Raw genomic sequence first — 14,034 nt, 5'->3', positions numbered from 1 at the left:
CCTTCCCAACTTGACCTATGTCAAGGGTGTTTAATGATGCAGGTCAACCCCTCATTCGTTGTGGGCAATGACCTTTGTGTAGTAAATCAATCAAAAAAAGAGAGATCATGAGTAAATTAAAGAACAAGGTTGCCGTTATTACCGGAGGTAACAGCGGTATAGGTTTGGGCATTGCTGAAGCATTTAAGAACGAAGGAGCTGTCGGAGCTATTGTCGGTAGAAATCAGCATACCCTGGATAGTGCTGTGGCCCGGCTTGGAAATGATTTTATAGCAATCAATGCCGATGTAACCAATCTGGCCAGCCTGGAAGAGGCATTTAAAAAGACAGCAGAAAAATTTGGTAAAGTAGACATCATCGTAGCAAATGCGGGAGGTGGAACGATAGGAACTGTGGCAGATATCAGCGAAGCCGACTATGATAAGACAATGGACTTGAACCTTAAAAGCGTTTACTTCACTGTTCAAAAGGCACTCCCTTACATGAATGATGGCGGCTCAATTATTCTGATCGGGTCAAATGCCGCACATCGTGCACATGCGTCATTTACGCTGTATGGTGCCGCAAAAGCAGCTGTAATCTATTTAGCGAAAGGATTCTCGAGCGACCTCTTAAATAGAAAGATCAGAGCAAACGTAATAACACCAGGCACAACAGATACACCCGCTTTTGACAAGTTTATTCCTGCAGAACAAATTGAGGCGGTAAAAAAACACTATGCAGGAGTAATGCCGATAGGCAGGATCGGACAACCCTCCGACATCGGTAAAACAGCAGTTTTCCTGGCATCTGACGACTCTTCATTTATGCTTGGTGCCGAACTACTTGTTGATGGAGGTATGACTTATTTGGCTAAATAATTCCAGTCTGATATTCAGGTGTAAAAGGGCCTCGCTATCGCGGGGCCCTTTTAAATTTACTGCTTGATGATCTTCCCATCCTTCATCACAAACACCGTCTTCAGCAGTTCATGAATATCCTTGTCGAGGTTGCCGCCAAAGGCAACAATGGTCGCAGGCTGCCCACGCTTGATAGATCCCGAGAAATTCCGGATACCGATATGCCGCGCAGCCTTCACAGTAGCCGTTTGCAGCGAGGCAGCGATCGTCATGCCCTTTTCTACAAAACCGATGAGCGTATGCTTAGGCCCTTCACCCAGCGGCTTGTCACCAACCACATAGTCATCGCTGCCGAAAATGACGTTGACACCGTTCTTGATACCCTTTTGCAATAAGGTCGAGTCCCGCACAAAAAGCCGGTAGAGCCGGCGCTTGCGCTCTTCAGGGTCCAGCCCCTTAAACATGCCCTGATAGCCAGAAGTATCCCCCAGCGTAGCCACCCAGTTTACTCCTTTGGTTGCCATCAGCTGCATGGTCGTATCATCCATACTATAACCATGCTCGATACTGTTCACGCCGCCGGCCACGGCATTCCACACCGACGCATTATCGGAGGCATGCGCCGTCACCTTGCGTCCGTAACGGCGTGCCTCTGTGGTAATAGCCGTGATCTCTTCCACACGCATCCGCGTCACATTGGGCGTATTGTTCGAATAGATCTTGATCACATCGATGCCCATGTTCACATGCTCCCGCACAGCCTGTACAGCATCTTCAGACCCTTTGATAATGCGGTATTCATCGTCCACCACATGTTGATACTTCAATAGCAGGCCCGGCAATTGTCCTCCTTCCACCGCAATGCCTGGCCCGGAGCAGCTCATATCAGGCCCGGGCAGCAGGCCATTCCGGATGGCCTTGCGCAACGCTATATCGGCAAAGCGGCCACTGTTGCCAAGGTCCTGCACCCAAATGATCCCACTCTCCAGATAAGCCTTCGCTTTGGCAGCGCCATACAGCGCACGGTACACATCACCATCCATCTCCAGTTCTCGCAGCAGGTCCAGACTGCGGGGAGTAGGCGTGCCATAACTATACTCTTTATACAGCAAGTGCGTATGACAATCGATCAGGCCGGGCATCACGGTAGCGCCACTCAGGTCGATCACCTGTGCATACTCCTTGCGGTCTTCGGAGGTGAGGCTGCTGATCGCCTTCACCGTATCCACCAAACGGCCATTCACAAGTATGGCCATTTGCGTCATGAACACGCCCTTTTCACTATCAAAGAATTTGCCCGCCTTGATCAGGTATTTGGTAGTCTGGGCAGATCCGTTATGGGCAGAACAGGCAATAAATAACAATACAATATATATCCGGTAAACGGCATGGCTATACGACTTCATAATGTGCAATGATTAAATAGAAGATTGTTGGATAATAGGCATTGTCCGGACAGGAACCACCCTGATAAGAACAGCAGCTACCCAAAAGGTTGGAAAGACAATAAAAATAAACTACAACAGCTCCACATATCCATCCGTGCCGTTTACCCGGATGCGCTGACCATCTTGGATGAGTGTGGTAGCATGCTCTACACCTACCACGGCCGGCAGGCCGTACTCCCGCGCAATAACAGCGCCATGCGTCATGAGCCCGCCCACTTCGGTGATCAGCCCCTTGATAGCAACAAACAACGGTGTCCAGCTGGGATCGGTAAAAGAAGTCACCAATATATCACCCGCCTCCAGGTTCGCATCTTCTATGTTCAGGATCACACGTGCCCGTCCCTCGATAACACCGGAGGAAACAGCCAGACCAGGAATAGCATCTGCCGGCAGGTTTTCACGCTTGTACGCGCCGGTCACGATCTCACCATCGGAAGTGATAACACGGGGAGGCGTTAGCTTTTCGTAAGTGGAGTAAGCTTCCTTGCGTTCATCAATGAGCGAATAGTTGATTGCCTGAGTGCGTACAGCCTCTTCAAATTCTTCAAACGTGAGATAGTACACATCTTCCTTTTCATGAATTACATGAGCTTGTACAAGCTGCTCAGCTTCCTGCAGCAAGGCCTGCTTATACACAAAGTAGCGGCTCACGAGCGAATACTTGGGATATTCACGATAACCAATTAAGCTCCGTATCAGGTCGATCATACGTTTCGTAGCAACCACCTTTTGCTCACCATCTGGAAGGAGCGCCAACCGGCTCAGCAAGTCCTGCTCTTTTTTCAATGCTTCCTGCCGCCCTTGCTCAAACTTCCGGACGCTGGCGCCGGGCTCCATGTTGTTGATATTACTGAGCAGCAGCGGGACAAGCGTAGTTGGCTTTTCGCTCCAGCGCGTCCGCGTAATATCGATCTCTCCGGCACACCGCATGCCGTATTTATCGAGGAAAGCATCGATAGCATCCCGCACCTGCTGCCCGCCCTCCAATTGAACCAGTTCGTCTAAAAAATGATTCTCCTTTACATGTTCCAGATACTTGATGATAGCCGGATAAGGCCGTATTACATCGGCCACATCCAGCAGCGCCAGCCCCATCTCCGAAGTAACATTGTTGGGCACCGATTGCGAAAGCGTATCGGAAACATTTCCTTCACCCAGCCACTCGTTCATCTTTTCATTGAGCCAGCCCGCAGCGTTAAAAGCAGTCATGATCACGCCAAGACTTTGTGGAGTATGAACACGCTGCAACTTCCATTGCTGCAAGTCTTCCAGGATAAAATCAAATAAGGCGGGTCCCGATTTAGTCTGTATAGCACGTTTTAATTCATCCAACGACGCTTCACTGCGCCGGATGAGATCGGTCACAATAGAAGGATCGTAGTCATGAAGCGCTTTATAATCGACAGGCGGTAAGCCCTTGCCGCCACCGTCAGCAGTAGCTGTTTCATCGGCAGGTAACAACGGAATAAAACCTTCCCGCTCTGTGATGTTGATCAACGCATCTTTGATCAGCGGATCAGATTTACCAAGTGTAGTCTCGATCACCGTTTTCCGGCCGGCAGGGGAGGAGAGCAGCTGTGTAATATCGACAAACAACCGGCCGGCCGCCACACGCATGGTAGCAGGCGTCATCAACAGCCAGCACGACAATCCCAATGGCTTCATAGGATCTGTCATCATTTGCTGGTGGCCAACAGACACATATACGCGATTGCCGGTCTCATTCGCTGCCGGGATCGGAAATAAAGTAGTGATCGGCCTGCTCTGCACAATATAGAATTGACCATCGGCCAGGCACCATTCAATATCCTGCGGACTGCCGTAATGCGCTTCAATCCTTCTGCCGATACGTGCAAGCTCCAACACCTGCTCATCCGTTAGCGCTGGCGTTTGCTGTTGTGCCGGTTCGATGGGCTGATGTTTGGTGCCGCCTCCAGGCAAAGCATAAATAGCAAGTTGCTTGTTGGCAATCTTTTTATCGATCAGCTGTCCATCACGCACTTTATATAGATCGGTATTCACCAGTCCGGCCACCAGCGCCTCACCAAGCCCAAAGCTGGCATCGACAGACACCACCTTCCTGTTACCATTCACCGGATCGGCCGTAAACAAAATGCCCGACACCTGTGGAAACACCATCTGTTGAACAACAACAGACAAATACACCTTACGATGATCAAAACCATGTTGCATACGATAGATCACTGCACGCTCGGTAAACAACGATGCCCAGCATTTACGTACATGCTGCAGAATAGCAGCTTCGTCAATCACGTTCAGGTACGTATCCTGCTGCCCGGCAAAAGAAGCCGTCGGCAGGTCTTCGGCCGTAGCACTGGAGCGAACAGCAAAAGCTTCGTTGGAAGCAAACAATGATAGGAGAGAAGCGATGGCTGCACGAATGTCGGAAGGGATCACCACTGCTTCAATAGTCTGGCGAAGCTCACCACAAAGCGTGCTGATCCTGTCCCGTTGATCGATCGTCAACAATGATAATTCATCGAGCAATGGACGCAGAGAAGGCGTTTCATCGATGATCCTTTTAAAAGCATCCGTCGTAACACAAAAACCATCAGGCACAGCAATGCCATGAATGCTTGACAATTCGCCCAGGTTGGCGCCTTTGCCACCAACCACCAATAGTTTTGATCGGTCGATCTCCCGGAAAGAAAGTACATAAGTGTTCATAGTTTTTTCTCCTTTGTCGCGCGAAGAAAACACAAATACTATTCCGCTAACAGGCTATCAAAATTTAATAATAATAAAGAAGGAACCGGTAAACCAAACAAACATTTACAATGTTATAAAGCAAAGGACCCGCCTACAACTCCACGATTTATTGGTAAAACACACCACTACAGGGCCAATCATGACTTCCCATCTTCACACTTGAATACCGCCACTAAGTTGTCACCCGGAGCTTGTCGAAGGGTTGCAATGAACGAAATGACTCCCTTCTAAAAGGCTTCGACTTAAGCTGTTTCAGAAAAAAATACACGGCATCATTACTGAAATACAAAAGGATTTACTTACTTTGTACTTCAAAGTACTTTTGTTTACTGATAATCAATCAATAAGAAAATGACACCCGCCACAAAAGCCATGAACAGCATATTGCTGACCGTTTCCTTGATAGGAACAACGTTTGTTGCAACCCTTGCACAAATGCCGGACAAACAAAAACTCGATCAGTTCTTTGACAAGCTCGCCGAAAAGAACAAAGCCATGGGGAGCTTAGTCATCACCAAAGACAATAAGGTGCAGTATGCCCGCACCATTGGCTACAGCCAGATCAGCGACATCGAAAAGAAACCATTGACGTCCGCCAGCAGGTTTCGCATCGGTTCCATTACCAAAACATTCACGGCCACGTTGATCATGAAACTGACCGAAGAAGGGAAACTAAAACTCACCGACACACTCAGCAAGTTCCTGCCACAAGTACCCAACGCCAATAAGATTACGATACGACAAATTCTTACGCACCGTAGCGGCATCCCCAACATAGGTCGCAAACAGAATAGTGAGGGCAACATCAATACGTTGCCGATGACGAAAGAAGAACACCTCGACCTGATCGTGAAGGCAACACCCGATTTCGAGCCGGATACAAAGACATTGTACAGTAACTCCGGTTATTTCATCCTGGGCCTTATCATTGAAAAAGTAACCGGCAAACCTTACGAGACTGTCCTCCGGGAAAAGATCACCAAAAAGATCGGACTGAAAGATACCTATACGGCAACTGGCAACATTGACGTGAACAACCATGAAAGCCTTACGTATTTTATACCACCGGGTGGCAACTGGAAGCAGGTGCCAGAAACCCATCCAAGCATTCTCTTCGGTGCAGGCGCCATCGTTTCCACACCAAATGATCTCGCTACATTCATCCAGGCCCTGTTCGATGGAAAAATCGTGTCGAAGCAAAGCCTCGAACAGATGAAAGCAATGAAAGAAGGAGAGGGCTTTGGCATGGTTACATTCGAGTTTGGCGGCAAGACTTTCTATGGACACACAGGCGGGGCCGATAACTACGGAGCTTGGGTAGCTTACCAGCCCGAAGAAAAACTGGCGATGGCCTACGCTACCAACGCCAAGGTTTACCCGGTAAAAGATATAGTTGGTGGCGCTATGGACATTTACTACAACAAGCCGTTTCAGATACCTACTTTCGAATCATTCGCCATCAGCGAGGAAGTACTGGACAAATATGTAGGCACTTATTCGGTACCCGATGCACCCGCAAAATTTACGATCACCCGCGAAGGCGCCACCCTGTATGCCCGGCCACCCGGAGCCCCCAATGCTTTCCCCCTGGAAGCAACAGCGCTGGATAAATTCAAGATCGATAACGGTACTGCAACAGGTATCGTGTTTGAGTTCGACACCACGAAAAACCAGTTGACCGTGAAAAGGGGAGAAGGTCAACGTGTTTTCACAAAAGATAAATAACCAAACGGTCGGTCTGGCCGCTCAAAGCGGCCAGACTGAACCGTGGAATCCGCATATTTGCCCTACTGCTTTATAGGGAATCAGGAACAGCAACATTCGATTTCCAAAAAAAATATTATTTTTCGGCAACACAACGGTACCCAGGAGGCTGTCCGGATAACCTAAAACATTGTTGCCCTTGGAAATAGATGAAATTTCTTTTGATGAGGAAGACCAGAATATCTTCCTCGTAGATGATATCCAGATCAAAGCGGAAGCACTGCGCCATGCTATTCTACCTAAGTTGGAAGCAGCCTGCAATCACCTCACAGAGCTGATCCGTGATTGTTATGGAACAGAAATACTGGAAGACTCGTCGTATACACTATCGCCACATTTCAGGACGCACAACCGGGTCGTAGACCTCAAAAAGAACTACGTCGAAGCCGCCATCGAGATCAGTGGTCGCCGCCAGGAAGGAAACTGGCCAGGGCTCCAAAAACCGGATGGCACAGTAGTTACCATCGTGCCATTCGGCATGAGCCTCATCCTCGACCGGTTTGGCATCAGCACCAGCCTCTACCTGTCGCGTCCTACCTACACAAAGGCAACCTTTAAAAAGTTCTTCGACTTTGCTATCAAATACAACCAGGAAATAATGGCGATCCTCCACCGCGCCGAATACGCGTACTGGAATCCCCATTATATGAATGAATTTCCGCCGATGACACCATTGGCCACGATCCTGCAATGGTCGTTCGATTCCGGTTACAATAAGATCGTATTTGAAGGCAAACCGGTTACCTTTCCACTCGATAACCGCAAGGTCATGCGCAAAGTATTCGACCTGATGTTCATGTTTCCCATCTACGACAGCTTTATCCGCATCGCGAAAGGACAACCGGAACGCTTTCAGGCATTACTTAAGAACATGAACGACCTGATATGGAATGCCGACGTAGACCAGCTGGTAGATAGCTACCAGGAGAAGTTGAAAGCAAAAGAAAACAACCTTGCCTTGCTCGACCAGGCCAAAGAATTGGCAGCAAAACGCATCAAAGTAATGCCCTCCATGCGCTGGCAGGTATTCCAGCGCGATGGCTGGCGCTGCGTAGCCTGCGGCAAAAATGCAGATGACCACATCTGGCTCGAAGTAGACCACATCATTCCCCGGTCGAAAGGTGGCAAAAATGAGATCACCAACTACCAAACCCTGTGCAACGTTTGCAACATCGGCAAAAGCAATAAAGACAATACTGATATACGGGGAAACAGGATAAACAACGATGCCAATTAAAAAGCCAATGAAGAAGCTAAAACAACTCCTGAAAGAAGTAGAAACATTGAAAGATGACGATGACTATAAGGCGGTGATAGAATTGTTGACACCCGAAATACTGGCATTCCACAACAATGCGGAGCTCTACAACCATGCAGCCTATGCACGCTTTCAGGAAGATCGAATCGACGATGTGCTGAACTACTATGATAAAGCCATACAACTCGACCCAACCAATAGTCATTTCATTTTTAATAGAGGCGAATGGGTACTCAGACAACAAGAACATGACAAGGCCCTCGAAGACTTCAACCGCTGTATCGAGCTGGATCCAACCAATTATAGGTTCTTTGGTGCACGCGGAGATGCCTGGCGTAAAAAAAATGAGTGGGACAAAGCAATGGCCGATTATAACAAGGCTGTTGAACTGGCGCCTACCAGCCCAATGGTATACCTGCACCGTGCGTGGGGATGGGCGCATCGGCAGGAAAATGCAAAGGCGGAAGAAGATTTTAATGAAATGATCAGGCTGTCTTCGGCTAAAGAATATGGATATGCGCAGCGCGGCAAATTCTGGTACGACCTCGATGAATACGATAAAGCCATCAAGGATTACAGTAAAAGTATAAAACTCGGCAACGAGGATGCTGATGTATATGAAGAACGGGGAAGATGTTGGGCTGGTAAACAAAACTACAAAAAAGCCCTCGCCGACTTCGACAGGGCAATAGAGTTGGACCCTAACCATGCATTTGCACATTGCAATAGGGGGTATAACCTGTTTTTAAACAGCAAATACAATGATTCGATCAAAAGCTTCAATAAAGCCATCGAGCTGCAACCTGACAATGCCAAGTTCTATTCACGGCGGGCACTGACTTACAATGCACTGGATCAGATGAAACAGGCATTGGCAGATTGCGACAAGTCTATAGCGCTCGACCCCAATGAAGAAATGGCCTATTATGCCAGAGGAATTGCCTGGAAATCCCTGAACGAATACCAGCGGGCAGTCAATAATTTTGATAAAGCCATCGAGCTCGACCCCGAAGATGGAGCGTCCTATATACATAGAGCATTTTCTTTCTTCAACTTGAAACAATATAAAAAGACCCTGGCCGATTGTGAAAAAGTATTACAGCTGTACCCAGGTAACAAAGTTGCGCTGGAATTGAAAGCAGAAGCAAAAAAGAAAAACATGTTAACAGGATTGTATTAAATGGAACCAGCAATAGACATATTCTTACGATCAGTCAGCACCATTTGCCCCGGCCTCACGCAGGTGGAGCTATCCCTGTTTTCTGATAACCTCACCACGAAAGAATTAAAGAAGAAAGACCTGTTTCTCCAGGCAGGTAAAGTACAAAAGTCGATAGGCTTCATAGCCACAGGACTGGTACGCTCCTTCTTCATCGACCAGGAAGGAATAGAAACAACCGTTGGTTTCTACCCCGAAGGCGACTACGCCACCCATTACCCGGCATTCATTGTCCAAAAGCCCAGCCGGTATTCCATTCAATGTTTGGAGCCAACCACCATGGTCTACCTGTCATTCGATGACATGCAGCGGCTATACCAGCAGGTGCCGGCCATTCAACAATATGGACGGCTGGTAGCAGAAGAAATATTGAAGCGACAGCAAGCCCGCATAGAAAGCTTCATCTTCCAGACAGCAGAAGAACGCTACCTCGATTTTGTAGAACAACACCCAACCCTGTTCAACAGAGTCTCCTTATCCCACCTTTGCAGCTACCTCGGCATCGAACGGCAAACACTCACCCGCATTCGGCAGAAATTGGCCCACCAATAGTTTTTGACACATTTGTGTCAGGTCCCCCCTTCCTTTATTTATCAGCTTTGCAGTATCAACTTAAAACGATCTGCAATGGCAAAGAAAATATTACTCATACTCGGGCATCCTTCCGAAAACTCATTTTGTAACGCATTGTTGGATGCATACCGGAAAGCGGCGGAAAGCGCAGGCGCTATCTGCCAAACCATTTACATCTCAAGATTGAAGTTTGATGTAAACCTCGCCGACGGTTACAAGACTGGCGAAGCGATGCAACTCGAAGACGACCTCGTGGCATCACAGGAATTGATCCAATGGGCCGACCACGTCGTAATGGCCTATCCCAACTGGTGGGGCTTCATGCCCGCCCTGGCCAAAGGCTTTATCGACAGGATATTGCTCCCTGGCTTTGCATTCAAACACCACTCAGGAAAAATATTCCCCGATAAATTGCTGAAAGGAAAAAGCCTGCGGCTATTGGTGACCATGGATACCCCAAAATGGTGGTTCTACCTCATCTACCGAGCCTCCCAATACCAGATCATGAAAGACATCGTATTCGGCTACGTTGGCTTCGATCCCATCCGGTTTTCCACTTTCGGGTTCATCCGGAAATCAACGGAGAAACTACGCGCTGCCTGGCTCAAAAAAGTAGAACAGTTAGGTAAGCAGTTTAAATAAAACAGTTAACGCTTTTCATGGTCTATCAGTGAATATCCATGGCCCCTCGTGTTGATGATCTCGATCGAGGGGTCATCTTTGAAAAGCTTGCGAAGGCGGGTGATATAAACGTCCATGCTACGCGCGGTAAAAGGATTGTCTTCTCCCCACAACCTGATCAACGCCAGCTTTCTGTCCAGCAGTTGATTCTTCTGCTGAACGAGCAACAACAGCAGGTCGGCTTCCCGTTGCGAGAGCGTAGACACTTCCGGTCCGTTGGCCAGTTCAAGATATTGATGGCGGAAGATAAACTTACCGACCTGCATGTTTTTTGGTGTAGCATCCACCGACTGGCTCACTTTCCGCCGTACCAGTGCTTTCAACCGGAGTATGAGCTCTTCCATACTGAAAGGCTTTTTCATGTAGTCGTCGGCTCCCAACTCAAACCCCTTCAATACATCTTCGGTTTGCGTTCTGGCCGTCAGCAGGATCAGTGGAATGTCTTCATCCACAACTCGGATCTCGGAAGTAAGCGAAAAGCCATCCTTGCGCGGCATCATGATATCGATCACGCACACATCCGGCCTGAACGTTTTGAATTGTACCCAGCCGTCAACCCCGTTTTTAGCAATATCTACTATGAAACCCCTCTTTTCAAGAGACTCTTTGATGATGGCAGCCAAGATGGCTTCATCCTCTACCAATAGAACCCTGATATTTTCCATTATGCATAAAATGTTAGCGTGAAGACAGTTCCCTTGCCCGGCTCGCTGGCCACTTCGATCTTTCCGTTCAGGTCGGTCACCAGTTGTTTAACGTAGGCCAGCCCAATACCATATCCTTTTATCTCATGTACATCACCGGTGGGAACACGGTAAAACTTATCGAAGATATAAGGAAGCGACAACGCCGGAATGCCCATACCCTGATCACGCACCTGCAATTGCCAGCTTCGTTCGCCACGGCTCACCTGAATGTCGATCCTGGCATCCTGCGGAGAATACTTGATCCCATTATCCAGCAGGTTCGATAAAATGATGCCCAGCAGAAACCGGTCCGTTACCACCTCGAAAGGTGTTGAATCAGTGAAGATAGTGATAGACGCATTATCCACCTGGCTGAACCGCAACTGCGCCTGCTGCAGCACAGGTACAAGGTCAATGGTTTCAAGTACCGGCAAGCGCTTGCCTTGCTCCGCCCGGCTGAAGTCCAGTATCCGTTCTATGTTCTTGTCGAGGTCATCGATCACCAGCGTATTGATACCCAGGTAGCGCATCAGCGAAGCCTCATCACCCGCTGCCCCAAAACTGGCCATCGCCTCATTGGACGATCGGAGTATGGTTAACGGCGTACGAAGTTCGTGAATGATATTATTCATAAAATCGGTTTTCATGGTATCCAGCTGCATCTGCCGTTTGATGATGCGGCCCATATAAAAAAGACTGCCGGCAGATAAAAGAATGAGCAGGGAAGATACCAGCGCGGGAACAAAGTTGGTCCTGAATAAAAAGGCAGTAGGGTGCTGAAGCTCCGCTTTTACGATGGCAGGCTCCTTATTGAAATGGATCGCAACGGCGATCTGCCCGGGCTGTACAACCCTTTTATTTTGCTCGATAGCAAGCGTAAACGACTCGCTGATCCCGTTGCGTAATAGCTCCTGCTGAAAAAAACGCATCAGCGTATCGAGGTTAAGTGGCTTATTGGCCTGCAGTGAAAATAGCCTGGCCACAAGCGCCTTTACGCCTGGTAGCTGATCTTCATCTACGCCCACCGTAAACAGTTGCATAGAAAAGGTTGGACTTGCCGGCCGGCGGGCACTGTCGCGGCTCCCGGACGTAGGATTAACCATTTGTTTCATCATAATCGTCAGCGATGGCTTTTCACCGGCCAAAGAAGGAGGCAGGGTATTTTGACCAAGCAGACAACTATCCACACTTTGCCGCAGCGACAACGTGGCCGTTTGTATAAAGTTGGCCCGCGCTGTTTTATAATTATAGTAAACCCAATAAAGCTGACAGAGAATGATACCACTGGCAGTAAACGCAGCAACGAAAAAGATATAACGCAGCCGCTTATTCATTCCCTTAAAACCTTTACTCATACTGTATCGTATTCTTTCAAATATACAAAAGTCGTTATCCGGATGCAGATTGATAATGTTAACTGCTGTTAACAGAAGCGTTCATGATTGAACCTCAGCCCGGTAGATCAAGTGTTAACAGGAGTTAGTACACGCAGGCGTTCCCTTAACACTCGGCGGAAAATAGCGGAATAGCTTTGTGGTATCAAAACATTGCTCAACTACTAAAAACCAAAAATCATGAAACAGACACTCAGCCTTAACGCTACAACACCCAAACAAGTCCTACTCTCGGTCCTGTTGTTGATCGCAAGCATCGGCAACAGCTTTGCCAACGAGCCTTACAATGTAAACGAACAAGTGATCAGCTCCTTCAAAAAAGATTTCTCCTCCGCACAGGAAGTGAGCTGGGAAAAAGCACAGGAAATCTCCAAAGCAACCTTCACACTAAATGGCCAGGTGATGTTTGCCTGGTATACTGAAAATGGTAAACAATTGGCAGTGATCCGCAACATACTTTCCAGCCAGCTGCCCATCAACCTGCTCACCAGCCTCAAAAACAATTATGCCGACTATTGGATCAGCGACCTCTTTGAAATGGTAGCCGATAACACCACCACCTATTACATAACGATAGAAAATAGTACACATAAGATCGTACTCAAGTCAGAGGACTATACTACCTGGGAAACGTTCAGAAAAGAAACTAAAGAATAAGTATCACCTCATAATACTACATTTATCAACCATTAAGAATAAAGATCATGAAAACATTCAACCAGATCATCATCGCCAATGTACTGAGCCTGTTAATGACATTTACTGCAGGAGCACAAGCCACCGGAAAAACAACCTATAAGCTGCCGCAAGCCACATTGATACTGCCTGATGGAAAAGTATTGGACCCCAGCAAACTGGACAGCCTCTACAAAGCCTGGGGAGACGGCAGGGTAACACTCATGCACAGCAGGGAAGATGACGAAAAAGGAATTGTTCGGGTCGTAAGGGTCACAGACGAAATGATTAAACAACAACAGGAGCGGGAGAACAAACAAAAACTGGCTTTTGCAGCCATGCTCGACAAACCGGCGCCAGACTTCGAATTGAAAGACCTGCAAGGCAATCGCTGGTCTTTACAGAAGCTGCGCGGTAAAGTGGTAGTATTGAATTTCTGGTTCACCAGTTGCGCCCCCTGTATCCAGGAAATGCCGGCACTGAATAAGTTAGTGGAGTCCTATAATAGCAAAGAGGTAGTCTTCCTCGCCCTGGCTTTCAACGATACAAAACAGGTAAATACATTCCTGCAAACACACACCTTTAGCTACACGATCCTGCCGGGTTCCGGTGAGGTGGATAAGAAATTCAACATCAGCTCATGGCCCACCAGCATCGTGATTGACAAAGAAGGTAACATCAAAAAGATCATGAATGCAAGTCCGAAGATCCGGGAAGACCTGGCAACAGCCATCGATGCGTTGAAGTAACTTTGAACCCAGGTTTCA

12 protein-coding genes are annotated in these 14,034 nt (G+C 48.0%); 8 read left to right on the top strand and 4 right to left on the bottom strand.

The window, feature by feature from the left end:
• Positions 1–107 precede the first annotated feature (107 nt).
• The gene (locus AC5JBY_RS28325) at positions 108–860 is read left to right on the top strand and encodes an SDR family NAD(P)-dependent oxidoreductase (protein WP_495908053.1); all 753 of its coding nucleotides are present in this window, start codon (positions 108–110) and stop codon (positions 858–860) included.
• Positions 861–916: 56 nt separating this feature from the next.
• On the opposite strand, the gene AC5JBY_RS28320 is transcribed toward AC5JBY_RS28325, so the two are convergent.
• Entirely contained in the window at positions 917–2,245 is a 1,329-nt protein-coding gene (locus tag AC5JBY_RS28320; RefSeq protein WP_495908052.1) for an amidohydrolase family protein, read from the bottom strand.
• Positions 2,246–2,356: 111 nt separating this feature from the next.
• The gene (gene ppsA, locus AC5JBY_RS28315) at positions 2,357–4,975 is read right to left on the bottom strand and encodes a phosphoenolpyruvate synthase (RefSeq protein ID WP_495908051.1); all 2,619 of its coding nucleotides are present in this window, start codon (positions 4,973–4,975) and stop codon (positions 2,357–2,359) included.
• A gap of 393 nt (positions 4,976–5,368) precedes the next feature.
• Here ppsA and AC5JBY_RS28310 point away from each other — a divergent pair, with 393 nt between their 5' ends.
• The 5 genes from AC5JBY_RS28310 to AC5JBY_RS28290 all read left to right on the top strand — a co-directional run bounded on the left by AC5JBY_RS28310 (position 5,369) and on the right by AC5JBY_RS28290 (position 10,473).
• A complete protein-coding gene (locus tag AC5JBY_RS28310; protein WP_495908050.1) occupies positions 5,369–6,742 on the top strand; it encodes a serine hydrolase domain-containing protein in 1,374 nt (457 codons plus the stop codon).
• 178 nt (positions 6,743–6,920) lie between these two features.
• Complete coding sequence (locus AC5JBY_RS28305; RefSeq protein WP_495908049.1) at positions 6,921–8,018, top strand: HNH endonuclease; 1,098 nt, start codon at positions 6,921–6,923, stop codon at positions 8,016–8,018.
• Between the two features lie 7 nt (positions 8,019–8,025).
• Positions 8,026–9,219 carry a tetratricopeptide repeat protein gene (locus AC5JBY_RS28300; RefSeq protein WP_495908048.1) on the top strand — a complete coding sequence of 398 codons (1,194 nt, stop codon included), beginning with the start codon at positions 8,026–8,028 and terminating at the stop codon, positions 9,217–9,219.
• Positions 9,220–9,810, top strand: a complete 591-nt coding sequence (locus AC5JBY_RS28295; protein ID WP_495908047.1) for a Crp/Fnr family transcriptional regulator — start codon at positions 9,220–9,222, stop codon at positions 9,808–9,810.
• 75 nt (positions 9,811–9,885) lie between these two features.
• A complete protein-coding gene (locus tag AC5JBY_RS28290) occupies positions 9,886–10,473 on the top strand; it encodes an NAD(P)H-dependent oxidoreductase (protein ID WP_495908046.1) in 588 nt (195 codons plus the stop codon).
• Between the two features lie 5 nt (positions 10,474–10,478).
• Here AC5JBY_RS28290 and AC5JBY_RS28285 read toward each other — a convergent pair whose 3' ends face one another.
• Positions 10,479–11,177 carry a response regulator transcription factor gene (locus tag AC5JBY_RS28285; protein ID WP_495908045.1) on the bottom strand — a complete coding sequence of 233 codons (699 nt, stop codon included), beginning with the start codon at positions 11,175–11,177 and terminating at the stop codon, positions 10,479–10,481.
• Positions 11,177–12,553: a sensor histidine kinase gene (locus tag AC5JBY_RS28280; RefSeq protein WP_495908044.1), complete on the bottom strand. Its 1,377-nt coding sequence runs from the start codon at positions 12,551–12,553 to the stop codon at positions 11,177–11,179. The genes AC5JBY_RS28285 and AC5JBY_RS28280 overlap by 1 nt, the downstream gene beginning before the upstream one ends.
• A gap of 219 nt (positions 12,554–12,772) precedes the next feature.
• Here AC5JBY_RS28280 and AC5JBY_RS28275 point away from each other — a divergent pair, with 219 nt between their 5' ends.
• Positions 12,773–13,249, top strand: coding sequence for a hypothetical protein (locus AC5JBY_RS28275; RefSeq protein ID WP_495908043.1), 477 nt, complete (start codon positions 12,773–12,775; stop codon positions 13,247–13,249).
• Between the two features lie 47 nt (positions 13,250–13,296).
• On the top strand, positions 13,297–14,016 hold the full coding sequence (locus AC5JBY_RS28270; RefSeq protein WP_495908042.1) for a peroxiredoxin family protein: 720 nt from the start codon (positions 13,297–13,299) through the stop codon (positions 14,014–14,016).
• Positions 14,017–14,034 lie beyond the last annotated feature (18 nt).

The organism is Paraflavitalea sp. (genome assembly GCF_059502485.1).
This window is presented reverse-complemented; position numbering and strand designations above follow the sequence as displayed.

Coding starts and splice junctions, on each gene's coding strand:
- AC5JBY_RS28325 (WP_495908053.1), top strand. CDS start 108: ATGAGTAAATTAAAGAACAAGGTTGCCGTTATTACCGGAGGTAACAGC.
- AC5JBY_RS28320 (WP_495908052.1), bottom strand. CDS start 2,245: ATGAAGTCGTATAGCCATGCCGTTTACCGGATATATATTGTATTGTTA.
- ppsA (WP_495908051.1), bottom strand. CDS start 4,975: ATGAACACTTATGTACTTTCTTTCCGGGAGATCGACCGATCAAAACTA.
- AC5JBY_RS28310 (WP_495908050.1), top strand. CDS start 5,369: ATGACACCCGCCACAAAAGCCATGAACAGCATATTGCTGACCGTTTCC.
- AC5JBY_RS28300 (WP_495908048.1), top strand. CDS start 8,026: ATGAAGAAGCTAAAACAACTCCTGAAAGAAGTAGAAACATTGAAAGAT.
- AC5JBY_RS28295 (WP_495908047.1), top strand. CDS start 9,220: ATGGAACCAGCAATAGACATATTCTTACGATCAGTCAGCACCATTTGC.
- AC5JBY_RS28290 (WP_495908046.1), top strand. CDS start 9,886: ATGGCAAAGAAAATATTACTCATACTCGGGCATCCTTCCGAAAACTCA.
- AC5JBY_RS28285 (WP_495908045.1), bottom strand. CDS start 11,177: ATGGAAAATATCAGGGTTCTATTGGTAGAGGATGAAGCCATCTTGGCT.
- AC5JBY_RS28280 (WP_495908044.1), bottom strand. CDS start 12,553: ATGAGTAAAGGTTTTAAGGGAATGAATAAGCGGCTGCGTTATATCTTT.
- AC5JBY_RS28275 (WP_495908043.1), top strand. CDS start 12,773: ATGAAACAGACACTCAGCCTTAACGCTACAACACCCAAACAAGTCCTA.
- AC5JBY_RS28270 (WP_495908042.1), top strand. CDS start 13,297: ATGAAAACATTCAACCAGATCATCATCGCCAATGTACTGAGCCTGTTA.